The sequence below is a fragment of the Corallococcus sp. CA054B genome, assembly GCF_003611625.1.
GTDB lineage: Bacteria > Myxococcota > Myxococcia > Myxococcales > Myxococcaceae > Corallococcus > Corallococcus coralloides.
Genome location: NZ_RAVY01000118.1, coordinates 1 through 22,814, shown reverse-complemented (window position 1 = coordinate 22,814; position 22,814 = coordinate 1). Strand labels below are relative to the sequence as shown.

Here is a 22,814-nt window from a genome sequence, read left to right as displayed (position 1 = left end):
GCGGCGCGAACCTGTCCGACTGTCGGACAGGTTTGGCTCGGGCGCACCCGGCGGGCGCCCTGCCCAGGGGCCTCTCTTGGCGTCCGCCCAAGCACACCGTCACGGACCATCACCGCGCTTCGTGAGGCGCGCGTACGCGGGGCACTTCGGGGCGTGGATGGGGCAAGGAATCCCGGGTGGCGTGCTTTGCCTGTGGACCGCCCGTCAGGGCTGCGTGTCGACCCGCAGGGGCACACCGAAGCGCGTGGTGAAGAACTGGAGGAGGTGGGCGTGCTCGAAGGCGATCTCCTCCGGGCGCTCCGTGAGGTGCGCGTGCTCGGGGATGATCATCAGGGTCGCGTCCTGGCCCCTTGCCCGGAGCTTGCGCACGAAGACGTCCGCGTCCGACAGCGACACCTTGGGGTCCCTCGCGCCCAGCATCAGGGCGATGGGTGCCTCCACCCGGTCCACCCAGGTCACGGGGGAGATGGCGCGAAGCAGCTCCGCGTCCCGCTCCGGATCTCCGTACTCCGCGGCTCGGGCGCCGCGCAGCTCCGGCGTCGTCTGGGAGAGGAAGGAGCCCAGGTCCGTCTTGGCCGCGAAGGCGAAGCCCGCGTCGTAGCTGCCCGCGAAGCGCGTCATGCCCACCAGCGTCTGGTTGCCTCCGTAGCTCCACCCGAGGATGCCCAGCCTGGGGACCACGCCATCACGGGTGAAGCGCTGGCGCAGGCAGCGGCTGGCGGCCTCCAGGTCCGTGGCGGCCGCCACGCGCAGCGGCCCGTTGTCCGCGCGGGCCCAGTCCTCGGAGCATTTGGTGCCTCGCACCGCGGGCTCCGCGTAGATGAAGCCCGCGCGGAGGAAGAACTCCGGGCGCCAGTGGTAGTCCGGCATAGGACAGCCCGTTGTGTAGAAGGCGAGCACGGGACACGTGCGCTCCCGGCACGCGGGCGGCACCCGCACCTGGATCCGGAAACGGACGTCGCCGTTGTCACACGCCAGGTCCTCCGCGGGGGCCGCGCTCCAGCGCAGGCGCTGCCCGGAGTCCGCGAGGATGGCCGCCAGGGTGGTCTTCAGCGCCGCATCGGGTTCGACGCGGGGATAGCGCCGCAGCAGCTCCTCGCGGGAATCCCCGTCCCGAACGAGCGCCGCGCCCACGACGCGGGGGCTGTCCGCATCCGCATGCGCGCCGAGCACCTTCGAAGGCACCGGGGCGACGGGCCGCGAACACGCACCCAGCACCAGCAGGCCCACGAGCCCTGGCAGGAGGAGGGGAGAAGGGAATGCGCGCTGCACGGCCCACCTCCGGAACATCAGTCGTCGTCGCCGGAGTCCGGCTGGCCGAACAGCTCACGCACCGGCACGTCGTCCTGGATGTGCTCGGCCACCACGCGGCGCATCTTCTCCGCCGTCATCCCGGAGTAGTAGACCTCTCCAGGCCACCCCATGAGCTGGTAGTCCTCCGGAGACAGCGGGTCTCGCTTGCGGCCCGTGTCCTCGCGCACCACCACGTTGGGCCCCATGTGGCAGAAGCCGTAGCAGCCACCCCGGTACAGCTCGCAGCGGGCCTGCAGGCCCTTCTCCGTCAGCGCCTCGCGCGCCGCCATGTGCACCGCGTCCGAGCCGCCCGCGCGGCAGCTGGAGCCCTTGCACACCGACATCCGGTAGCGCTTCACGGCGGGGCTCCCCGTGCCAGGCCGGCACCATGCGCATTGAAGAGGTGCAGCATCACCACATGCCCCCAGAAAAGGCTTCGGCCCGCCCTTCCCAAGACGGCGGGAAGGAGGCGGGCCGGATGCGTGCGAAGGGGCGGCGCACGGCCCGCCCCCCGCGGTGCGAAACAAGGGACTACTTGATGAACTTCGTCACCTGGATGGGACCCTGCTGGGTCACCACCGCGTGCCCGGCGCCCGCCTTGGCGTGGCCGTGGCCCGCGCCCAACTGCTTGGCGTGGCCGTGGTCCGCGTGTCCCTCGCCGATGCGCGTGTGCGCTTCCTTGTGGACGTGGTGCGGCTCCGAGGAGCTGTCGCGCTTGTTCCACGGGTCGGACGGGTGCGACACCGGCGGGCCCTTGAGCAGCTTCGGGATGTCGTAGACGAAGTTCTGCCGGTTGTACTCGGACGGCGTGTGCATGTACGTGTCCATGCGGATGGCGTCCTTCGGGCACGCCTCCACGCACAGGCCGCACACGATGCAGCGCAGCTCGTCGATGACGAACTGGGTGGGGTACTTCTCGATGACCGCCGACTCGGAGTCCGCGGACGCGTGCTCGTACTCACCCGCCTCGATGTAGATGCACTGCGCCGGGCAGATGGTCGCGCACATGTAGCAGGCCACGCAGCGCGGCTTGCCGTCGTCACGCGGCACCAGCCGGTGCAGACCGCGGTAGCCCTCCGGATAGATGGGCTTCTCTTCCGGGTACTCCACCGTGGTCATCAGGCTCGTGCCCGTGCGGTCCACCACCTGGGGGTTGGGGTCGCGCGTGCCGAACATGTTGCGGAAGAAGTGCTTGGTCGTGATGGCCAGACCGCGCAGCAGCTCCGGGATGTACATCCGCTCGCGGAGGTCCGTGCGCGGGTCCTGGGAAGCATTGAACGCCATGGTGTCTTGTCTCGCTTCCGGACCGCGCTAGTGCGCGCCCGCCGGGGAGTGGGAGTGGGGGTCCGCGTGCGCCGGCAGCCCGTGCGCATCGTTGCCGTGGCCATGCGCGTCGTGCCCATGGCCGTGCGCCGCGTCGTGCGCGTTCGCCGCCTTGGCACCCGAGGTCATCGTCAGGGCGATCACGAAGCCGATCTCCAGCAGGCCCACCACGCCCAGCGCGCGGAGGGACGGATCCCACAGCACCAGCGCGCCGCTGATGAACACGTTGGCCAGGCCCACGGGCAGGAGGATCTTCCAGCCCAGGTTCTGGATCTGATCGTAGCGGAAGCGCGGGAAGGTCCAGCGGATCACCAGCTGCACCCAGATGAGCAGGATGACCTTGATCCAGAACACCGTGCCCAGGAGCGTGCCGTACACCCAGCCGTGCTCCTGGAAGAAGGGCTGCGCCGCCAGCCACTCGCCGCCGAAGGGCAGGTGGTGCCCGCCGAAGAAGAGCGACGCCGTCACGCCGGCCAGCACCACGACCTCCACGAACTCGGAGATCATGAACATGCCGAACTTCATGCCGGAGTACTCCACGAAGTAGCCGATGATTTCGGACTCGCCTTCCGGAGCGTCGAACGGGGCGCGCTTGGTCTCCGCGAAGGACGCCACGAAGAAGGCGATGAAGCCCAGGGGCTGGATGAAGATGCCCCACGCCGGCAGGCCCAGGTCGAAGCCGCCGTCGGTGCGCCACAGGTACTTCGCCTGGCCGGTGCCGGACACGAGCGCGTTGCCCACGTCACCCACCAGCGTGGGCAGCTGCACGGAGGAGAAGGCCAGGAACAGGCCCACCAGCGACAGGCCCAGCGCCACTTCGTAGGAGATCATCTGCGCGGAGGCGCGCACGCCGCCCAGCAGCGCGAACTTGTTGTTGGAGGACCAGCCGGCCAGCGACGTGCCGTAGACGGCGAGCGACGCGATGGCGAGCAGGTACAGCATGCCGAAGTCCGGCGTGGCGACGACCATGTCCACCGTCTTGCCGAACACGTTCACCGTGGGGCCGGCCGGCACCACCGCGAACAGCGCGAACACCGGCGCGAAGGCGAGGATGGGGCCCAGGTTGAACAGGAAGCGGTTGGCGGTGCCGGGGACGAAGTCCTCCTTGGTCAGCATCTTCAGCACGTCGGTGATGATGTGCGGGATGCCGCCCAGGGAGCGGTTGCCCAGGCCGGGGATGATGGACAGGCGCGCGCGGTTGGGGCCCACGCGGTCCTGCATGAACGCGGACCACTTGCGCTCCGCCAGCGTGAGCAGCGTCGCGGTGATCATCACGAAGACGAGCATCAGGAAGAGGATGTTCGTCAGGCGGCTGGCACCCTCGAAGAGGTACTCCTCCGCCAGGTAGCCCACCAGATACGCCGAGGCCACTCCGCCAGCGATGGCGAAGACGATGAAGGCCATGGCGAACAGCATGGTCAGGATACGGCTCATGGTCAGATGCCCCTCACGCGCGGCGCGCCGAACTCACGGTAGCCCGGCGGACGGCCGTCGGCACTCGACGGCAGCGGATTGATGCCCGGCTTCTCCCGGTCCGGCGGAGAGGCCTTGTCCCAATTGAACTCGGCGAACTCGGACACCTGTCCCGAGAGCGCCCGCCACACGTCGCGCGCGGAGGCCGCGGCGGCCTCGCCGCCCAGCTCGCGCGTCAGCTCCGTGGCCCACTTCCAGTGCGGCACCGCGTCCCCCTTGGAGGGGTACGCCTTGCGGAAGCGCTGGGTGATGCCGTCTGCTTGCGTGAACGTGCCCTCGTCCTCGATGTGCGCGGAAGCCGGCAGCAGCACCGTGGCCTGCGCCGTCACCGGGGACTCGTTCTGCGCCTGGGCGACGAACACCTCCAGCGACGAGAGCACCTCCGCGAACGCGGCCGCGTCCGTGGGGACCTCCGTGCCCACCGCGTAGAGCGCCTTCACCTGGCCGGCCTTGATGGCGGGGGTGAGCTCCTCGAAGCCCTTGAGCGACAGCCCCAGGCCCTTGGCGATGAGCGCCAGTCCCTGGCGGTTGGGGTTCTTGTCCGCCGTCATCAGGTAGTGGTCCGCCTTGCCCTGCGGCCGGCCACCGACGAACACGGACGTCACGCCCAGCACCGTCTTGGCGAACGTCAGGCCCGCGAGCAGGTCCTCGTTGGACGCGAGCGGCGAGGCCAGCACCGCGAGCTGCTTGGAGCCCGCGAGCGGCTTGAGCGCCTTGGCCGCGCCGAGGGCGGCGTCCTTGCGCGTGAGCACCGGCTGCACCGTGCCGGGGGCCTGCAGGCCGCGGCCCACGCGGGCGGACAGCACGCGGCCCACGTTCAGGTCCTTGTACGACAGGCGGCCCTGGTCGCACATCCAGCTCTTGTTGATGGCCTCGTTCTCACGCGGGCGGTAGCGGTAGGTGTCCTGGGACATCCAGTCCGCGGAGATGCTGCAGCCGCGCGAGCAGCCCGTGCAGACGGACGGCGTGGCGGAGAGGAACCAGGAGCGCGCCTTGAAGCGGAAGTCGCGGGAGAGCAGCGCGCCCACCGGGCACACGTCCACGGTGTTCAGCGAGTAGTTGCTGTCCAGCTCGTTGCCCGGGAAGACGTCGATGCGCTCGTGGCTGCCACGGCCGAAGACGCCCAGCTGCGGCTCCTTCGGGATTTCATTCATGAAGCGGACGCAGCGCGTGCAGATGATGCAGCGCTCCTGATCCAGCACGACGCGGGGCCCCAGCACCTTGCGCTTGTGCTTGAGGGCCTTGGTGCCCTCCAGGCGCGAGGGCTTGTAGTCGTACTTCATGTAGTAGTCCTGCAGCTTGCACTCACCGGCCTGGTCGCAGATGGAGCAGTCGACCGGGTGGTTCAGGAGCAGGAACTCCATCACCGCGCGCTGCTGCTCCTTGACCTTGGGGGTCGTGGTCTTGATGACCTGACCCTCGGCCATGGGCGTCTGGCAGGCGGGGACGAGCTTGGGCGCGTTGGACGCTTCAATGAGGCAGATGCGGCAGTTGGCCGCGATGGAGAGGCGCGGGTGGTAGCAGTAGTAGGGGATCTCCGAGCCGACCGACTTGGCCGCCTCGATCATGTTGGTCCCCGGCTTCACCACGACTTCGCGCCCGTCGATGACCGCCGTCACGAAGCCCGGGTTCTTGGGCTGCGGCTTGGGCGGAGGGCCGCCGGCCGGCGCCGCCGGCTTGGGCGGAGGCGTTCCGGTGGGGCCGCTGTGGGCCGCGGGCGGATTGTCGGCCTTCGCGCCCGCGGGCGGGTTGGACGGCTCCGGGCCAATCTTGGCCGCGGGCGTGTCGGTGGGCGCGCCCTTGGGGGGCGTCTGCGCGTCACCGGTGGGCTTCTTCGTGTCGTTGTCGCTCACTGCTCGACCTCGCCGCCGATCATGTTGATGGTGTCAAAGGTGGGAACGAGGTCCGCGAGCATCTTGCCCTGGATGATGTGCGGCAGCGCCGACAGCACCGGGAAGCCCGGGGCGCGCACGTGGACCTTGTACGGACGGCCGCGGCCGTCGCTCACCAGGTACCAGCCCAGCTCGCCGTTGGACGCTTCCGTCGCGTCGTAGACTTCACCGGGGGGAACCTGGATGCCCTCCATCACCAGCTTGAAGTGCGCCATCACGCCTTCGATGGTGCCGTACACCTCGGGCTTGGGCGGCAGCGCGATGCGCCAGTCGTCCACGATGATGGGACCCGCGGGGATGGTGTCCAGGGCCTGGCGGATGATCTTGATGGACTGCCGCATCTCCTCCAGGCGCACGAGGTAGCGGTCGTAGTTGTCGCCGTGCTCGCCCACCACCACCTCGAAGTCGAAGCGGTCGTAGACCCAGTACGGCTGCACCTTGCGCAGGTCGTGATCCACGCCGCACGCGCGCAGCGCGGGGCCCGTCCACCCGTAGTCGATGGCGTCCTCGGCGGTGATGATGCCGGTGCCCTTGGTGCGGTCCACGAAGATGCGGTTGCGCGTGAGCAGCCCGTCCATCTCCACGAGCAGCTCTTCGGTGCGGTCCAGCGTCTTCTTGACCTTCTCCGACCAGCCTTCCGGCAGGTCGCGATTCATGCCGCCCACGCGGCCGAAGCTGGTGGTGAGGCGCGCGCCGGTGAGCTCCGTGACGCGGTCCTGGATGAGCTCGCGGGCCTCCATGCCGTAGAGGAACGGCGCGAAGCCGCCCATCTCCAGGCCGGTGGCGCCCACGCACGTCAGGTGGTCGGTGAGCCGGTGCAGCTCGCTGCCGATGACGCGGATGTACTGGGCGCGCTCCGGGATCTCCAGGCCGATGAGCTTCTCCACGGCGTTGAGGAACCCGAAGTTGTTCATCATCGCGGACAGGTAGTTGAGCCGGTCCGTGTACGGCAGGCACTGCGTCCAGGTGACGTTCTCGCAGCTCTTCTGGAAGCCGCGGTGGAGGAAGCCGATCTCCGGGTCGATCTTGACGATGGTCTCACCCTCGAGCTCCACCTTCAGCCGCACGGTGCCGTGCGTGGCCGGGTGGGAGGGGCCCATGTTGATGACCATGTTCTTCGTCTGGAAATGCGACTCCAGCTCCGACTCCTCGTGGGCGAACCCATCGGTGTCGGGGTTGTGAGGCTTCTGCGCGTCGGTGTTGTGGCTGTCGGACATGGGGAGGTTTCGATCAGGCGACGCCGCTGGTGCCGGGGCCGCGGAAGATGTCCTTGATGGGGCGCTCGGGGATCAGCGGCTGGCGGTCGCGCAGCGCGTAGTCCTTGCGCAGGGGGTGGCCCTGGAACTCCTCGTACAGGAGGATGCGGCGCAGGTCCGGGTGGTCCGTGAAGCGGATGCCGTAGAAGTCGAACACCAGCCGCTCCCACCAGTTGGCGCCGCGGTACAGCGGCGTGAGGGAGGGCAGCTCCGGGCGGGTCTCGGTCACGCGCACCTTCAGGCGCACGTGCTCCTTCCGCTTGAGCGAATAGAGGAAGTAGACGACCTCGAAGCGCGGATCACTCTCCGCCAGGTGCAGGCGATCCACGGCGTCCGCGGAGCCGAACAGCTTGAAGTCCAGCTCGGGGTCCATCTTCAGGAAGGTGGCGACCTTTGGCAGCCACTCAGCATGAATGACGGCCCAGGCTCCACCAGCGCGGTCGACATAGCGCTCCGCGACCGCCTCGGGGAACTGGGCGGCGACCCGGTCCAACGCGAAAATGCTCAAGGGGGGCCTCGATCTACGACAGAGGAAACCGCGGCTTTATAAGGACCGTTCGCGTGAGGCGTCAACGTAAACCCTCAAACGTGTAGGCCACTTAGGTGGTCCAGTAGGCCGCGTCGCGATCCACCCCCTGCCTGCCTGGGCACGGCGGACGGAAGGACTCAGGCAGCCACGTCCGGGCCCAGTCCCGGAGCGCCCTCGGCGGGCTCGGGGATGAAGGTCACCACCGGCTGGCTCTTGCCGGGGACGAGCGCGGTGGGGGCGGGGGCCCAGCGGAAGGCGTCACCCGCCTGCTCGCGGGTCGCCTGGGAGACGAGCACCGGCACCCCGAAGCCCTTGGTCAGCCGCTCGATGCGGTTGGCCAGGTTCACCGTGTCGCCAATGGCCGTGTACTCCAGGCGCCGGAACGGCGAGCCGATGTTGCCCAGCACCACCGGCCCCGTGTGCACGCCCACCCCCATGCGCAGGCCGGGCTCTCCCCGGGCGGCGCGCTCGGCGTTGACGGCCTCCAGTTCTCGCACCATGTCCAGCGCGCACCGGGTGGCGCTGCGGGCGTGGTGGACGTCCGGCAGCGGGGCGCCGAAGTACACCATGAGTGCGTCCCCGATGAACTTGTCGAGCGTCCCGCCGTGGCGGAACACCACCTCCACCATGCGGCCGTAGTACTCGTTGAGGATGGTGACCACCTGCTCGGGTGGCAGCCGTTCGCTCAGGGCGGTGAAGTCGCGCACGTCCGCGAAGAGGACGGACACCTCGCGCAGCTCCGGGACGGGGGAGTCGCGGTCCTGGAGGCGCTCGGCGACGGCGGGGGAGAAGTAGCGGCCCAGCCGGGCGCGCTGGAGCTCCTCCTGGGTGACCGCGGCGGACAGGAAGCGGATGCGCTGGAGGAGCCGAGAGGCCCCCGCGGCCGTCATGGCCAGCATCACCGCGCTTGCCACCTGCGCGCCCCCGCCAATGGAGGCCTGCCGCTGGAGCTCCACCTCCGCGAGGATGGCGATGACCGTGACGAGCTGGGTGACGGGCCGCCGGAGGCTCAGCGCGGACAGCAGCACCAGCGCCGCGAAGATGCCCAGCGTGAAGCCGGCCACCCCGCCCGGCGAGGGCGACACCGGCAGCGCCAGGTGCTGCAGCCAGTACACGGCGGGCACGTCCACGAACGCGACGGACAGCGACGCCCAGCGGGCGATGCGCGCGGAGGCCGTCACCGCCACGGCCACGATGGTGGTGCACACGAGGTACAGCGCGAAGGGCGCCAGGTAGATGTCCCAGTCGTGCAGCCCGCGCACGCGGCCCAGGTACACGGCCATGGAGAACAGCACGCCCACCGCCCCCAGCCGGACCCATGCCAGGTGCCGTCCATTGGACTGGCGTTCCATGTCGAGCGCGCGCCGGATGGACTCCTGCAGGCTGTCGCTGGACGTGGCGCTGGATGTCATGGAAATGGCCCCCCCGGGCCGAGGGAAGCGGCGGTCGGATACAATAAAGGTGCCATCTTGCACCGCGAGTGTGTCCGATGCACGTCAGGTTCTCCCCGAGAGCCCGGTAGAACACAGAGTTGGCGCATGAACGCCAGGACGGAGTAGAGGCTGAGGGCATGTCCGTGCGGTCCGTCGCCTCCTTCCTCCGTGCCGTTTCGGGGCGCCTGGCCCTGGGCGCCCTGCTGGGGCTGATGCTCTTCGCCGCCGAGACGGTCTGGCTGCTCAAGGCGGGCGTGGTGGGCGTGGACATCCCGCTGGACGGCCCCTACGCGGCGCTGGCGGCGGCGGTCCGGCCCCTGTTGCCCGGCGTCATCCTGCGCGTGGCCTCCGTGTACGCGGTGGCGGGCGGGCTGCTGGGGCTCGCCGCGGCGGTGCTGGCCACTGCCTGGACGCGGCGGGGTGGGTGGGTGTCGCTGGCGCTGATGGTGCCGCATTGGGTGGGGCTGCTGCTGTTCTGGGCCTGGGACCGGGCGCTCGCGCGGCCGGCCCTCTTCGACGACCTGCCGGCGGTACGGCCGGTGCTGGCGTGGCTGGTGGACCACGGGGAGCCGTGGCAGGCGCGGGCGGCGGCCGGGGCGTGGGTGGCGGTCCATCTGGCCGTGCTGGCGTGGCGCGGCGCACGGGGGCTGCGGCGGTTCGTGGCCTCCGGCGGTCCGGCGGCCCTCCGGGCTGAGCGCGCCGCGTGGGCGGTGGTGGCGGGCGTCGTCGTGGTGCTGGCGGTGGCGGTGACGGTGCGCCGGGTGGTGCCTTCCGTCCGGCAGCCGCTGGTGGTGCTCATCGGCATCGACGCGTTCCGGCCGGACCGGCTGGGCGCGACGGGGCAGGGCGTCGCGCCCCAGGTCGAGCGCTTCCTCCAGGACGCCACGCTCTTCACCCGGGCCTACACGCCGGTGGCGCAGACGGAGCCCGCGTGGCGCTCGCTGCTCACCGCGCGCTGGCCGTACCGCACGGGCGTGCGCTACCCGCTGACGCCCGATGCGCGGCTCGTGCTGGCGCCCACCTTCGCGCAGCGCTTCTCGGAGGCCGGATGGCGCACGGTGTTCGCCACCGACTGCTCGCGCTTCCACTTCGAGGGTCCGGCCTCCGGCTTCGCCACGCGCTGGCAGCCTCCGCGCGGCGCGATCAACTTCGCGCTGGAGAAGCTGCGCTACCGGGCGCTGGGCCTGTTCGCGGACAACCCGGCCGGCGCCGCGTGGGTGCCCGAGTTCATCGACAACCGCGCGCTGGCCGGCATCCATGACCCCATGGGTTATGCCCGGCGGCTGTCGGAGGGGCTCGTGGCGGAAGCAGGGGAGGGGCCGCTGCTCTTCGCCTTCCACGCCACGGCGGCGCACTTCCCGGGCGACCCGGTGTACCCGTTCTACCGCCGCTACGTGTCCTCCTCCGAGCCGCTGGAGCGCCGGCTGCGCATGCACTTCGCGCCGGTGACGCCAGGAGCGAAGGGGGCGTGGAACCGCGCGGGCGCGGAGGGGCTGTACGACGAGCTGCTCGCGCAGGCTGACGCGCAGGTGGGGACGCTGCTGGACGCGCTGCGGGCCTCCGGGCGCTACGACGACGCGCTCATCGTGCTGATGTCCGACCACGGCGAGAGCTTCCACGCGGACCGGCCGGACCTGGCGGGCGCGACGTCCGTGCACGGCGCCCGGCTGGGCGACGAGGAGAACCGCATCCTGCTCGCGGTGAAGTTGCCCGGCGGACGTGGCGCGGGCCCCGCGCAGGTGGACGCGCTGGCGCGGCTGGTGGACGTGGGCCCCACGCTGCTGGAGCTGTCCGGCCTGTCCGCGCTGCCGGAGTCGGACGGGGCGTCGCTCGGGCCGCTGCTTCGCGGCGAGGGGCGTCCGCTCACGCCGCTGTACGCGGAGACGGGCTACACGCACGTGGTTCCGGAGGTGTTCGACCCGGGCCACTGGCCGGGCGCGCCGCGCACCTTCGACGCGTACCGCCTGCGCCCGGACGGGGTGGTGGAGATGGGTGACGACGCGGGCACGGCGGTGCTGCGCGAGAAGGACACCGGCGCCTTCGACGGCCAGCGCTGGGTGGTGGACCGGCCGCAGGCGGACGGCACCGTGCGCCGCACCTGCACGGGCGACTGTGAAGGGGCGGACGCGCGAGCGCTGGCGGACTGGCTGGACGACGCGACGGAGCGCGCACCGGAGTCCGCCTCACGTAGAGTCGCCGGCCATGTCGACGACCGAAACGACTCGCGGCCTCCAGGAAACGTACGCCCCCCACAACGCCTGCTTCGGGTGTGGCCCGGCCAACCCCAAGGGGCTGCGCATCCGCAGCCGCGTGGAGGGTGACCTCGTCGTCGCGGACTGGACGCCGGAGGAGCATCACCAGGCGTTCCCGGGCGTGCTCAACGGCGGCATCATCGGCGCGCTGCTGGACTGCCACTGCAACTGGACGGCGGCGTACCACCTGATGAAGGCGCAGGGCGCGGACACCCCGCCGTGCACCGTCACCGCCGACTACACCATCGTGCTCAAGCGCCCCACGCCCATGGGCCCCGTGCACCTGACCGCGAAGCCCGTGGACATCCAGGGCGACCGCGTCGTAGTGGAGGGCACCCTCACCGGGGAGAACGGCAAGGTGACGGCCACCTGCCGCGGCACCTTCGTGGCCGTGAAGGAAGGCCACCCGGCGTACCACCGCTGGTAGGCCCCCGGAAACGCCTCGGGCCCCGTCACCTGCCTCTTCGTGAGAGGCGGCGCGGGGCCCGTGGGGTGAAGCGAGAGCGGTGTGACTACTTGCCGGCGGCGAGCATGCGGGCGTGGTGCTCCGCGGTCTCGTTGGGCTGGCCGGGGTCACGCAGCCGGTGCACCTGGTTGCCGATCTTGTCCTGCAGCAGCATCAGGCCGTCCAGCACCTGCTCCGGACGCGGCGGGCAGCCGGGGATGTAGACGTCCACCGGGATGATGCGGTCGATGCCCTGGAGCACCGCGTAGTTGTCGTAGAAGCCGCCCGAGGACGCGCACACGCCGAAGGACACGACCCACTTGGGCTCGGTCATCTGCTCGTAGACGCGCTTGAGGATGGGGGCCTGCTTCAGGTTGATGGTGCCCACCACCATCAGCAGGTCCGCCTGGCGCGGCGAGAAGCGCGGGAACTCCGCGCCGAAGCGCGAGATGTCGTGGCGGCTGGCGGCCACGGACATGTACTCCATGCCGCAGCACGCGGTGGCGTACGGGTAGGTGAACAGCGAGTACTTGCGGGCCCAGCCCAGGCCCTTGGACACCAGCTTCTGGAAGAAGCCCATGGCTTCGTCCCGGCGGGTGGTCATGATCGGCGCGATGTCAGTGTCAGCCATGGTGATGTCTCAGCTCTCCCAGTCGAGAGCGCCCTTCTTCCAGACATAGATAAGGCCCACGACCAGGGTCGACGCGAAAACCAGCATCTCCACGTAGCCGAACCAGCCGAGTGCCTGGAAGTTCACCGCCCAGGGGTACAGGAACACCGCTTCCACGTCGAACACGATGAAGAGCAGCGCGATGACGTAGAACTTCACGGCGAAGCGCTGGCGAGCGGGACCGCTCGACTCGGAGCCTGCTTCGAAGGGGGCCGACTTGGTGCTGCTCGGGCGCTTGGGGCCCAGCCGGGTGGTGACCTGGGGGATGATCATCCCCATGACACCGGCCAGCAGGAGCACCACCGCCATCGGCAGGTACGGGGCGAGGGGTGTAGTCATCGGGCGCGGACCCTAACGACACCGCTGGCGTCGTGTCAAAGGGAAACACCCCCGCGCCGGGCCCGCCAACCCCTTGAGATGACGGCCGAAACCGCGCCGCCCGGACGCCTGCCCCCGGACCGGCGGTGGATCAGCGGACGCCCGCCGCTCCCGGGCCTGGACCGGGGCCGGTTTGACGGTGTGGGGAGCCCACGCCTAGCGTCAGCGGGCTGTCCTTTCTGCGCTCATCGCCAGGGGAGTCGTCGACATGTGGGGCCGGCTGACCTTGCGGATGCAGGTGGCGATCGCGGTGCTGCTTCCGTGCCTCGCGGTGGTGTTCTTCACCGGGGTGTACTTCCCCGCGCGGCAGAAGGCCGCGGGTCTGGAAGTGCTCGCCGGCAGGGCCATGACGCTGGGGACGCTGGTGGTGCGGCACCCCTCGCTCGCGCTGCCGGAGACCGCGCCGGACGCCCGCGCGCGCCGCGACGAGGTCTTCAACCAGGTGGAGTCCGGCGGCTTCACGCTGATGTTCCAGGAGTTGACCCGCACCGTGGACAACACGGTGGTGGCCGCGCGCGGCGACGTGCCGAAAGGGGACACCGAGCTGAAGGACCTCAAGCCGGGGGCGTGCAAGGTGGCGCGGGGCACGGAGCAGGTCGTGGTGCGCTGCGAGAGCAATGGACTCGTGTACCGCGCGGGCTTCGGCACCCAGGAGGTGAAGGCGGCGCTGGCGGCGACGGAGGGCTACTCGCTCATGGGCTACCTGGGCGCCGCGGTGCTGGGCCTGGGGCTGGCGGTCATCATCAGCCGCGCCATCGCGGACCCCGTGTCGCGCGTCACGCAGGTGGCGCGTGAGGTGGCCCGGGGCGACGTGTTCCGGGGCGAGCTGGACGTGTCCGCCGCTGGCGAGGTGCGGCAGATGGCCACCTCCTTCAACGAGATGCTGGGCACGCTGCGCTCCACGGTGATGGAGCTCGTCACGCGCACCGAGCAGCTGTCCAGCGCGTCCCGTGGCCTCATGGGCGCCTCCGCGGACCAGGAGCACGTCATCAGCCAGCAGGCCGCGTACGCGCAGCAGATCGCCGCGACGTTCGAGGAGCTCTCCCGCACCGCCGAGCAGATCTCCTCGTCCACGGAGGTGGTGGAGTCCAGCGCCCGGCGCACCCATGACGCGGTGGCGGAGGCGATGGCGGTGGTGGCCCAGGTGGTGGGCGGCATCAACGACATCCGCACGGAGTCCAAGGGCGTGGCGGACGCCATCGTGGGGCTGAACAAGGACCTGCAGCAGGTCTCCAAGATTGCCCAGGTCATCAACCAGGTGGCGGAGCGCAGCGACCTCCTGGCGCTCAACGCGGCGCTGGAGGGCACCAAGGCGGGCGACGTGGGCCGGGGCTTCTCGCTGGTGGCCGCGGAGATGCGCAAGCTGGCGGAGAACGTGTCCGTGTCCGCGCGCGACATCGCCCGCATCGTGGAGAAGGTGCAGGACTCCGGCGAGGAGGCCGCCTCCAAGGCCCGCGTGGGCATGGCGACGAGCGACCGGGGCGTGGAGGTGGCCGAGCAGGCCTCCGCCGTCTTCCTGCGCATCGTGGAACTGGCGCGCGGCACCAGCGAGGCGGCGCGGCAGATCACCATCGCCACCCGCCAGCAGCGTCAGTCCAGCGAGCAGGCGGTGCAGGGCGCTCGCAACGTGGCGGACCTGGTGAAGCAGGGCGTGGACGCCACCGGCCGCACCACGCGCATCGCCCAGGACCTGCAATCCGTGGCGGAGGGCCTCACCGCCGTGACGAGCCGCTTCAAGGCCCAGCAGCCCCGGTCCTAGTCAGACGGGCCGGGATGACGGCGCGCGGGCGCGCAGCTTCTGGAACAGCTCCGGGGACATGGCCGCGACGCCCAGCCGGTGGTCGGGCGCCACCGCCTCGCCGTGGAAGTCGCTGCCGAAGGTGGGCACCAAGTCGAACTCCGCCGCGAGCGCCATGTACTTCTGCCGCACCGTGGGGTTGTGGTCCACGCCGAGGATCTCCAGGCCGGAGAGGCCCGCCTTCGCCAGCGCTTGGATCTCCGGGCGCTCCATCTTGGAGGAGCCGGGGTGGGCGAGCGTCGCGGTGCCGCCCGCGTTGCGGATGAGCCGGATGGCCTCCGCGCCCTCCAGCTTGAAGCGCTCCACCCACGCCGCGCGGCCCGTGCCCAGGAAGCGGTCGAACGCGGCCTTCACGTCGATGCACCAGCCCTGATCCACCAGCACCCGCGCCAGGTGGGGCCGCCCCAGCTGCGCGTCCCCGGCCACCTTGCGCACCTGCTCCATGCGCACCGGGAAGCCCAGCTGCCGCAGGCGGGCCACCATGGCCTCCATGCGGTGGGTGCGCTCGTCGCGCAGCCGGTCCGCGAAGCGCGCGAGGTCCGGGTCCTCCGGGCGCAGGAAGTGGCCCAGGATGTGGGCCTCCTTGCCATGGACGAAGGCGGACAGCTCGATGCCGGGCACCAGCTCCAGGCCATGCGCCGCGGCGGCCGCCTTCGCCTCGTGGAGCCCCGCCACCGTGTCGTGGTCCGTCACGGCCAGGACGGTGACGCCCGCGGCGGCGGCTCTCGCCACCAGCTCCGAGGGCGGGTACTGGCCGTCACTGGCGGTGGTGTGCGAATGCAGGTCGATCACGGCGGTGGAACCCTCCGGAGGGCGGCGAGGCGGGCACTCTTACGCCATGTCCCCATGGGAAGGGGCCTGAAGAGCGGGCCCTGTGTGAATCCGCACGGCGGGCGGTTTGTTCCTGTCCGGTGGCGGCCCCCGGGGAGGGGAGGGCCTCTGGCGGGCCTCCCCTTGGCAGGCAGGCAGTGTTAGATCGCCGCGCCATGGCCAAGACCCAGACCCCGAAGAAGTCCACCCTTCGCGCTGCCTACGCGAACGCGCGCAAGGCGGATCCTCGCCCCATCACCGGCAAGGAGAAGCCGGCGGAGTTGCTCGCGCACGCGTTCAGCGCCTACGTGGGCCGTCAGGAGCGCACCGCGTTCGAGCTGATGCAGCAGTCCGTGCAGCAGGACGCGTCCATCTTCCTCACGCTGTCGGGCGCCATGACGCCCGCGGGCCTGCACCAGTCCTGCATCATCCCGCTGGTGGAGAAGGGCATCATCTCCGCCATCACCACCACGGGCGCCAACCTCTACCACGACGCCCACCGCATCATCGGCCACGGCATCCGCGAGGTGAACCCCAACGCGGGCGACCTCCAGTACCGCCTGGCGCGCATCATCCGCATCTACGACCTGGGCTTCTGGGAGGAGGCGCTGCTCGACACCGACCGCCTCTTCTCCGCCATCCTCCGGCAGCCCCAGTTCCAGCGGAAGATGACCACCCCGGAGTTCCACTACCTCCTGGGCAAGGCCATCCACGGCATCGAGAAGCAGCTGGGCGTGAAGCAGCCGTCGCTGCTGTCCACCTGCTACAAGCACGGCGTGCCCATCTGGGTGGGCGCGGTGCAGGACGGCTCCATCTTCCTCAACGTCGTGAAGCTGAAGCGCCTGTTGGGTGACGAGTTCAAGTTCGAGCTCGACATCAACGACGACGTCTATTCCATGGCCGCCATGCAGCACTACTGCCGTCACCACGGCAGCGGGAAGCTGGCCATCTGGATTTTGGGCGGCGGCGTGCCCAAGAACTACACGCTCCAGGGCGAGCCGCTGCTGGATCAAATCCTGAACGTCCCCACGTCGGGCTTCGACATCGACGTGCAGTTCTGCGTGGACCCGGTGGACAACGGCGCGCTGTCCAGCTGCCCGGCCGGTGAGGGCCACACCTGGGGCAAGGTGTCCGTGGAGGCGGTGGAGACGGGCTCCATGTACGTGCACTGCGACGTGACGGCGGTGTTCCCCTGGCTCACGCACGCGCTGTTCAGCGAGCCCAAGAACAAGCGCAAGCCCATGCGCCTGATGGACAAGATGGACGACGCGGTGAAGTTCCTGGACGCGGACGTCAAGAAGCGCAGCAAGTCGCTGATGAAGACGCTGGACTGGAGCGTCGAGGACGCCGAGCCCTCCTCCGAAGAGGATGCGAAGGCCCACGACAGCTTCGTGCGTTAGAGCGGAAGTCCTTCCAACCCAGGCTTCAAGTCCCAAGGAGACGGTGATGAGTCAGCAGCCCGCGACGGGTGTGGTGATGTCCCTGGTGAGTGCCCCCCAGCTGAAGACGCAGGTGACGCACGGTCCGTCCGGCGCGACGCTGCCCACGGAGGCGCCGAAGGACAACGGCGGCACCGGCGGCAGCTTCTCCCCCACGGACCTGGTGGCCACGGCGCTGGCGTCCTGTGTCGTGACGACCATGCACCTGGTGGCCGGCAAGGAGGGCTTCACCCTGGGCGAGGTGCGCGCGACGGTGGAGAAGCGGATGACCCCGCCGCCGCGCAAGATTGGCGAGCTGGTGATCTCCATCCTGATGCCGTCCGGCCTCGTGCCCGAGCAGCGCGCGATGCTGGAGAAGATCGCCCACGAGTGTCCCGTGGCGCGCAGCCTCCACCCGGACGTGAAGGTGACGGCGTCGTTCGGTTACCCGGACTGACGCGGCCGTGAGGGGGCTCGGAAGGCCGCCTGCCCTCCGAGCCCGCTCCGAGCCTCGGTGACGGCGTGCGGCAAGCGGCCGTCGTGCCCACCCTCGTGAAGTCTTCTGATGCCTCGGGGGAGGGGCACTCGGCATGAATCTGAAGCGACTGGGCATCTATCTCAACGACCACCTCTTGGGCTCCACCGTGGGGTTGGATCTCGCGAAGCGGGCGGAGCGCGAGAACCGCAGCAACCCGGTGGGCCAGTACCTGGCCACGCTCATCCCGCTCATCGAACAGGACCGCGCCACGCTGCTGGCGGTGATGTCCGCGCTGGATGCGCGCGTGGATCCGCTGAAGGTGGGCGGCGCGTGGCTGACGGAGAAGCTGTCGCGGCTGAAGCTCAATGGCTTCTGGCTCCGCTACTCACCGTTGAGCCGGCTGGTGGAACTGGAGGGCCTGTGCGTGGGCTCCCATGGACGGGTGTCCATGTGGAAGAGCCTGGAGAAGGTGGCCGCGAAGGAGCCGCGCCTGGCGCGGTTCGACTTCGCCTTCCTCGCCGAGCGCGCCGAAGGGCAGCTGGAGACGCTCCAGATGCTGCGCCTTCGCGCGACGGAGGCCGCGTTCAGCGACACATCCGTCGAGACCGGCGAACAGGCGCCGGTCCCGACGGAGGCTTGAGCCGTCAGGGCCTTCAGGTCCCCGAGGGCGTCACGGGCGTGCGCGCCCCGTTCTCGGGGCCGGGCAGCAGGCGCAGCTGGCTGGCGGAGGTGAACGTCGCGTCCACCTCCCGCTCCAGGTACGTGTAGCCGGACAGGCCGTCCTCGTAGACGCGCAGCAGGTTGCGCGACTCATCCAGGGTGATGCGTCCCTGGCGCAGCGCCAGCTCCGTGAACTTGCGCAGCTTCGCGACGAGGTCGTCCTTGTTGTAGCTCACGTAGTTGAGCACTTCCGTCACGGTGTCCCCGGCGACGACGTGGTCGATGAGGTAGCCGCCGCCCGGAGCCAGCGACACCTGCACCGTGTGCGTGTCCCCGAAGAGGTTGTGCAGGTCGCCCAGGATCTCCTGGTACGCGCCGACCAGGAAGATGCCCAGGTAGTAGTCGTCGCTGTTGAGCGCGTGCAGCTCCAGCGCGTCCTTCACCTCGCGCTTGTCGATGAAGTGCTCGATCTTCCCGTCCGAGTCGCAGGTGATGTCCGCCAGCGTCGCGCGCCGGGTCGGCTTCTCCGCCAGACGGTGGATGGGCATCATCGGGAAGAGCTGATCAATGGCCCACGAGTCCGGCAGCGACTGGAACACGGAGAAGTTGCAGAAGTACGTGTCCGACAGCTGCTTCTCCAGCGCCTCCAGCTCCTCCGGAATCTCCCCGGCCTCGCGCGCCACGCGCAGGATCTTGTGGCAGATGGCCCAGTAGAGGTTCTCCGCCGCCACACGCTGCTCCAGCGACAGGTGGCCCAGGGAGAACAGCTGGAGGCTCTCCTCCTTGGCGTCCTGCGCGTCGTGGAAGGCCTCGATGACGTTCTTGTTCGTCACCTCGCGGAACGTCGAATAGAGGTTGCGCACCACGGAGGGCGCCTTCTCATCCACCTTGTCAGGCGTCTGGGACGGGTCGAACTCGCTGGTGCCCAGCACGTCCACCACCAGCACCGCGTGGTGCGCCACGACGGCGCGGCCGGACTCGGAGACGAGCGTGGGGTGCGGCACGCCCGCGCGGTCGCACGCCTCCATCACGCCGAAGACGACGTCGTTGGCGTACTCCTCCGTCGTGTAGTTCATGGAGGAGGCGAAGTTCGTCTGGGAGCCGTCGTAGTCCACGCCCAGGCCGCCGCCCACGTCCAGGTACTTCAGGGGCGCGCCCTGGCGGGCCACCTCCACGTAGAAGCAGCCCACCTCGCGCAGCGCGTTCTTCACGTTGCGGATGTTGGAGATCTGGCTGCCCAGGTGGAAGTGGAGCAGCTCGAAGGAGGAGAGCAGGCCCGCGTCCTTCATGAAGCTGATGCAGTTCATCAGCTCCGACGAGGACAGGCCGAACTTGGACCGGTCACCTCCGGACGCCTCCCACTTGCCGGCGCCGCGCGTGGACAGCTTCACGCGCATGCCCAGCCGCGGCGTGATGCCGGTGCGGCGCGCCACCTCCGCGATGAGGGGCAGCTCGCTGGGCTTCTCCACCACCAGGATGACGTTGCGGCCCAGGCGCGAGTAGAAGAGCGCCGTCTCGATGTACTCCTCGTCCTTGTAGCCGTTGCAGATGACGAGCGCGTCCTCGCTGTCCAGCAGCGCCATGACGGCGAGCAGCTCCGGCTTGCTGCCGGCCTCCAGGCCGTAGGTGTGCTCCTTGCCCGCCTCGATGATGGTCTCCACCACGTAGCGGTGCTGGTTCACCTTGATGGGGTACACGCCCCGGTACAGGCCCTTGTAGCCCTGATCCGCGATGGCCTTCTTGAACGCGCTGTTCAGGTGCACCACGCGGTGGCGCAGCACGTCCGTGAAGCGCAGGAGCAGCGGCAGGCCGATGCCCCGGCGGCGGACCTCGTCCACCAGCTCCTTGAGGTCCATGCTCGGAGCGGCGGGCCCGTCCGGGTGGACGCACACGTGGCCCTTGTCGTTGATGCCGAAGTAGGGCGAGCCCCAGTTGCGGATGCCGTACAGCTCATGGGCATCGGCCAGGGTCCAGCGGTGCTGAGGGGAGGGAGCGGCCATCGTTGTTTCGTGCCTCCGGTGGAGCGCGCGGCGAGGTGTGGAAACTCCCATGAACACGGGAGGGGCGCCGGACTATCGGAAACGCCCCATCCATTCAATAGCCGCCTGTTCGAGGAGCAGGCAGGCGGGCAGGGGCCCCATTCCGGGCTCTGGCCCTGGTGGGCCGGTCAGCATCCAATTCCTACCCTTCCTCCTAGGCAGCGCAGGGAGGCCGAGTGGAGAGAAGGGGAGGGTACATGGAGTCGTCCGCACGCAGGGAAGAGGCAGCGCCACTGACCCCGCGGGAGATCTTCGAACGGCTGGACAGGTATGTCATCGGCCAGGACGCCGCGAAGCGGGCGGTGGCCATCGCGGCCCACAACCACCTCAAGCGCATCCAGGCGCGGCGGATGCGCCGGCAGTCCCTCATCAAGAAGTCCAACATCCTGCTCATTGGCCCGACGGGCAGCGGCAAGACGCACATCGCGCGCAACCTGGCGGAGATCCTCCACGTCCCGTTCACCACCGTGGACGCCACCGAGTACACGGAGGCGGGCTACTACGGGAAGGACGTGGAGGTGATGGTGTCCGAACTGCTCTTCAAGGCGAACCACTCCGTGGAGGACACCCAGCGGGGCATCATCTTCATCGACGAGGTGGACAAGATTGCCCGCCGCACGCAGGGCGCGCGCAACGGCGCGGGCAGCCGCGACATCGGCGGTGAGGGCGTGCAGCAGTCGCTCCTGAAGCTGCTGGAGGGGCGCGAGGTGCACGTGCCCATGAACGTCACGCAGGCGTGGAACAAGAGTGACTTCGTGCAGGTGGACACGCGCGACATCCTCTTCATCTGCGCGGGCACGTTCAGCGACCTGCACGACTATGGCGACGAGGGTGGCCGGGCCATGGGCTTCGGCGCGGACGCGCTCGGGGCGAAGCGAAAGGAGAAGCGCATCTCCACGAAGCAGCTGGTGGACTTCGGGATGATGGCGGAGTTCCTGGGCCGCATGCCGGTGATGGTGCAGCTGGAGCGGCTGGGCGAGCCCGACCTCTTGCGCGTGCTCACCGAGCCGCCGGATGCCATCACCCGCGAGTTCAAGGAGCTGCTGGCACTGGATGAAATCGAGCTGGAGTTCCCGGAGAGCGGCCTGCGGGAGGTGGTGCGCTACTCCATCGCGCGCGGGCTGGGGGCTCGTGGCCTGCGCTCCATCCTGGAGCACGTGATGTCGGACATCATGTTCGAGGCGCCGGAGCGCAAGCACCGCCAGGTGACGGTGGACGCGGAGTTCGTGAAGGCGCGGCTCGCGGCGCTGGACGACGTGGAACTCAACGCTTAGCGGGCGCTGGCTTCTCGGAGGCCCGGGCGGCGGCGCCCAGCCGTGCCGCCGCCTGCGGATCCTGGATGAGCTGGAGGATCGCGTCGTTGCGCAGCAGGGCCTGCGTGTCGCCGCGCTCCAGCGCGTCCTTCAGCTCCCGGTGCGACAGCGCGAGCTGGAAGCGCGGGTCCTTGCGCAGCGCCTTGTAGGCCGGGTCCTCCTGGAGCTTCTTCGCCTTGGCGGGGTCGTGCGTGGCCTGGGCCACCTGGACCAGGTCCTCCAGCGGGGCGAACTGGGTCAGCTCGAAGAGGTTGAAGCGGCGGGACAGATCGAACGCGACGGAGCCCTTGGGGGCCACGCCCAGGCGCTTGCCGGCGACGATGACGTGCTGCTCCATGAACGTCATCGCGCTCAGGCAGACCCAGAACAGGGCGGCCATCTTGCCTCCTCCGAGCACGAAGCCCAGGGTGCGGTCCAGGCCGCGCTCGTCGGGGTCCTTGCCGGAGAGGAAGCGCAAGAGCAGCGCGCCCAGGGCGTAGCGCACGGTGAGCCACGTGACGACGAAGAGCAGCACCGTGCCGAAGAGCGTCCCGATGAGCAGCGGTGAGCCCAGCGAGACGGCGAGCTTGGGGGCGATGACGGGCGCGAGCTTGCGCGAGACGAAGTAGCCCGCCGCGAGCCCCACGGAGTTGGCCACCTGCCGGGCGGCGCCGGAGAGGGCTCCGAGGATGCCGAAGAACAGCACCATGCCCAGGAGGATGAGGTCGATGACCATGCGGTGGGCTCCTGGGGGCCGCTAGCGGATCTTGAACGAGGAGTCGCCCTTGGACTTGTCCGCGGTCTGCTTCTGGGCTTCCGCGAGGGCTTCCTTGTAGCGGGCGTTGGAGGGCTCGTAGGTGAGCGCCATCTTGAGGTTGCGCTCCGCGGCGGAGGGGTTGCCGGACTCCAGGTCCTTCTGGGCCTGCGCGTAGAACTGACGGCCCTTGGGATGGGTGCCGATCTGCTCTTCCTGCTCCTTCTTCGCGGCGGCCTTGGTCTCGGACTCGGAGGCGTCGGTGAAGCGCAGCTTCTGCGCGCGGTCCGGGCCGGCGATGTCGGAGAGGTACTTCTTGCGCTTGGTGTCGTCGCGCAGGACGTAATAGGCCTCGGTGACGCGCTTGTAGAGCTCGTTCACCTGGTCCTTGAGGGCCTTGGACTCCAGATGGAAGAAGCGGTCCGGGTGGTAGACGCGGCTCTCTTTGTAGAACGCCTTCTTGATGTCGCCGGGGGCGGCGGTGCGCTCCAGGCCGAGCAGCTCGAAGTAGTCCGTCTGGTCGAGCTTCGCGCAGCGCGACTCCAGGTCCACGATCTGCTCCGGGCTGAGGGCCGGGCCTCCCGCGGCGGCGGGCGGCGGCGGAGGCGCGCTGGCGGCGGG

General features: G+C 69.7%; 21 protein-coding genes. 7 read left to right on the top strand and 14 right to left on the bottom strand.

Annotated elements, in window-relative coordinates:
• Positions 1 to 204 precede the first annotated feature (204 nt).
• The 8 genes from D7V80_RS25650 to D7V80_RS25615 form a co-directional block, all read right to left on the bottom strand.
• Positions 205 to 1,272, bottom strand: a complete 1,068-nt coding sequence (locus D7V80_RS25650; protein ID WP_158616701.1) for a S9 family peptidase — start codon at positions 1,270 to 1,272, stop codon at positions 205 to 207.
• A gap of 17 nt (positions 1,273 to 1,289) precedes the next feature.
• Positions 1,290 to 1,652, bottom strand: a complete 363-nt coding sequence (locus D7V80_RS25645) for a ferredoxin (RefSeq protein WP_120590664.1) — start codon at positions 1,650 to 1,652, stop codon at positions 1,290 to 1,292.
• Between the two features lie 172 nt (positions 1,653 to 1,824).
• A complete protein-coding gene (locus D7V80_RS25640; RefSeq protein ID WP_120590663.1) occupies positions 1,825 to 2,577 on the bottom strand; it encodes an NADH-quinone oxidoreductase subunit I in 753 nt (250 codons plus the stop codon).
• 27 nt (positions 2,578 to 2,604) lie between these two features.
• Positions 2,605 to 4,050 carry a complex I subunit 1 family protein gene (locus D7V80_RS25635; RefSeq protein WP_120590662.1) on the bottom strand — a complete coding sequence of 482 codons (1,446 nt, stop codon included), beginning with the start codon at positions 4,048 to 4,050 and terminating at the stop codon, positions 2,605 to 2,607.
• A gap of 2 nt (positions 4,051 to 4,052) precedes the next feature.
• The gene (locus D7V80_RS25630) at positions 4,053 to 5,942 is read right to left on the bottom strand and encodes a 2Fe-2S iron-sulfur cluster-binding protein (RefSeq protein WP_120590661.1); all 1,890 of its coding nucleotides are present in this window, start codon (positions 5,940 to 5,942) and stop codon (positions 4,053 to 4,055) included.
• Entirely contained in the window at positions 5,939 to 7,198 is a 1,260-nt protein-coding gene (gene nuoD / locus D7V80_RS25625; RefSeq protein ID WP_014398102.1) for an NADH dehydrogenase (quinone) subunit D, read from the bottom strand. Before nuoD ends, D7V80_RS25630 begins: the two co-directional genes overlap by 4 nt.
• Before the next feature lie 13 nt (positions 7,199 to 7,211).
• Positions 7,212 to 7,730: an NADH-quinone oxidoreductase subunit C gene (locus D7V80_RS25620; RefSeq protein ID WP_043321893.1), complete on the bottom strand. Its 519-nt coding sequence runs from the start codon at positions 7,728 to 7,730 to the stop codon at positions 7,212 to 7,214.
• Between the two features lie 173 nt (positions 7,731 to 7,903).
• The gene (locus tag D7V80_RS25615) at positions 7,904 to 9,178 is read right to left on the bottom strand and encodes an adenylate/guanylate cyclase domain-containing protein (protein ID WP_120590660.1); all 1,275 of its coding nucleotides are present in this window, start codon (positions 9,176 to 9,178) and stop codon (positions 7,904 to 7,906) included.
• 158 nt (positions 9,179 to 9,336) lie between these two features.
• Between D7V80_RS25615 and D7V80_RS25610 the strand changes: the two genes are divergently transcribed.
• Both D7V80_RS25610 and D7V80_RS25605 read left to right on the top strand, forming a co-directional pair.
• A complete protein-coding gene (locus tag D7V80_RS25610) occupies positions 9,337 to 11,520 on the top strand; it encodes a sulfatase-like hydrolase/transferase (RefSeq protein ID WP_120590659.1) in 2,184 nt (727 codons plus the stop codon).
• Positions 11,510 to 11,878 carry a PaaI family thioesterase gene (locus D7V80_RS25605; protein WP_199738851.1) on the top strand — a complete coding sequence of 123 codons (369 nt, stop codon included), beginning with the start codon at positions 11,510 to 11,512 and terminating at the stop codon, positions 11,876 to 11,878. Before D7V80_RS25610 ends, D7V80_RS25605 begins: the two co-directional genes overlap by 11 nt.
• An 85-nt stretch (positions 11,879 to 11,963) precedes the next feature.
• On the opposite strand, the gene D7V80_RS25600 is transcribed toward D7V80_RS25605, so the two are convergent.
• Both D7V80_RS25600 and D7V80_RS25595 read right to left on the bottom strand, forming a co-directional pair.
• Positions 11,964 to 12,527 carry an NADH-quinone oxidoreductase subunit B gene (locus tag D7V80_RS25600; protein WP_014398097.1) on the bottom strand — a complete coding sequence of 188 codons (564 nt, stop codon included), beginning with the start codon at positions 12,525 to 12,527 and terminating at the stop codon, positions 11,964 to 11,966.
• Positions 12,528 to 12,536: 9 nt separating this feature from the next.
• Positions 12,537 to 12,905: an NADH-quinone oxidoreductase subunit A gene (locus D7V80_RS25595; RefSeq protein ID WP_120559488.1), complete on the bottom strand. Its 369-nt coding sequence runs from the start codon at positions 12,903 to 12,905 to the stop codon at positions 12,537 to 12,539.
• Between the two features lie 247 nt (positions 12,906 to 13,152).
• Here D7V80_RS25595 and D7V80_RS25590 point away from each other — a divergent pair, with 247 nt between their 5' ends.
• On the top strand, positions 13,153 to 14,703 hold the full coding sequence (locus tag D7V80_RS25590) for a methyl-accepting chemotaxis protein (RefSeq protein WP_120590657.1): 1,551 nt from the start codon (positions 13,153 to 13,155) through the stop codon (positions 14,701 to 14,703).
• Here D7V80_RS25590 and D7V80_RS25585 read toward each other — a convergent pair whose 3' ends face one another.
• On the bottom strand, positions 14,704 to 15,534 hold the full coding sequence (locus D7V80_RS25585; RefSeq protein ID WP_120590656.1) for a PHP domain-containing protein: 831 nt from the start codon (positions 15,532 to 15,534) through the stop codon (positions 14,704 to 14,706).
• Between the two features lie 194 nt (positions 15,535 to 15,728).
• Here D7V80_RS25585 and D7V80_RS25580 point away from each other — a divergent pair, with 194 nt between their 5' ends.
• From D7V80_RS25580 to D7V80_RS25570, 3 genes are all read left to right on the top strand, one after another.
• A complete protein-coding gene (locus tag D7V80_RS25580; RefSeq protein WP_014398093.1) occupies positions 15,729 to 16,952 on the top strand; it encodes a deoxyhypusine synthase family protein in 1,224 nt (407 codons plus the stop codon).
• Between the two features lie 46 nt (positions 16,953 to 16,998).
• Complete coding sequence (locus D7V80_RS25575; protein WP_120590655.1) at positions 16,999 to 17,427, top strand: OsmC family protein; 429 nt, start codon at positions 16,999 to 17,001, stop codon at positions 17,425 to 17,427.
• Positions 17,428 to 17,560: 133 nt separating this feature from the next.
• Positions 17,561 to 18,088, top strand: coding sequence for a hypothetical protein (locus tag D7V80_RS25570; RefSeq protein WP_120590654.1), 528 nt, complete (start codon positions 17,561 to 17,563; stop codon positions 18,086 to 18,088).
• 13 nt (positions 18,089 to 18,101) lie between these two features.
• On the opposite strand, the gene speA is transcribed toward D7V80_RS25570, so the two are convergent.
• Complete coding sequence (gene speA / locus D7V80_RS25565) at positions 18,102 to 20,108, bottom strand: biosynthetic arginine decarboxylase (RefSeq protein ID WP_120590653.1); 2,007 nt, start codon at positions 20,106 to 20,108, stop codon at positions 18,102 to 18,104.
• Positions 20,109 to 20,344: 236 nt separating this feature from the next.
• Here speA and clpX point away from each other — a divergent pair, with 236 nt between their 5' ends.
• On the top strand, positions 20,345 to 21,421 hold the full coding sequence (gene clpX / locus D7V80_RS25560) for an ATP-dependent Clp protease ATP-binding subunit ClpX (RefSeq protein ID WP_120590652.1): 1,077 nt from the start codon (positions 20,345 to 20,347) through the stop codon (positions 21,419 to 21,421).
• On the opposite strand, the gene D7V80_RS25555 is transcribed toward clpX, so the two are convergent.
• Both D7V80_RS25555 and D7V80_RS25550 read right to left on the bottom strand, forming a co-directional pair.
• The gene (locus D7V80_RS25555; protein WP_120590651.1) at positions 21,411 to 22,175 is read right to left on the bottom strand and encodes a CvpA family protein; all 765 of its coding nucleotides are present in this window, start codon (positions 22,173 to 22,175) and stop codon (positions 21,411 to 21,413) included. The two genes, clpX and D7V80_RS25555, sit on opposite strands and share 11 nt — an antisense overlap.
• 21 nt (positions 22,176 to 22,196) lie before the next feature.
• On the bottom strand, positions 22,197 to 22,814 hold a 618-nt coding region (locus tag D7V80_RS25550; protein ID WP_233585717.1), incomplete at its 5' end, for a J domain-containing protein.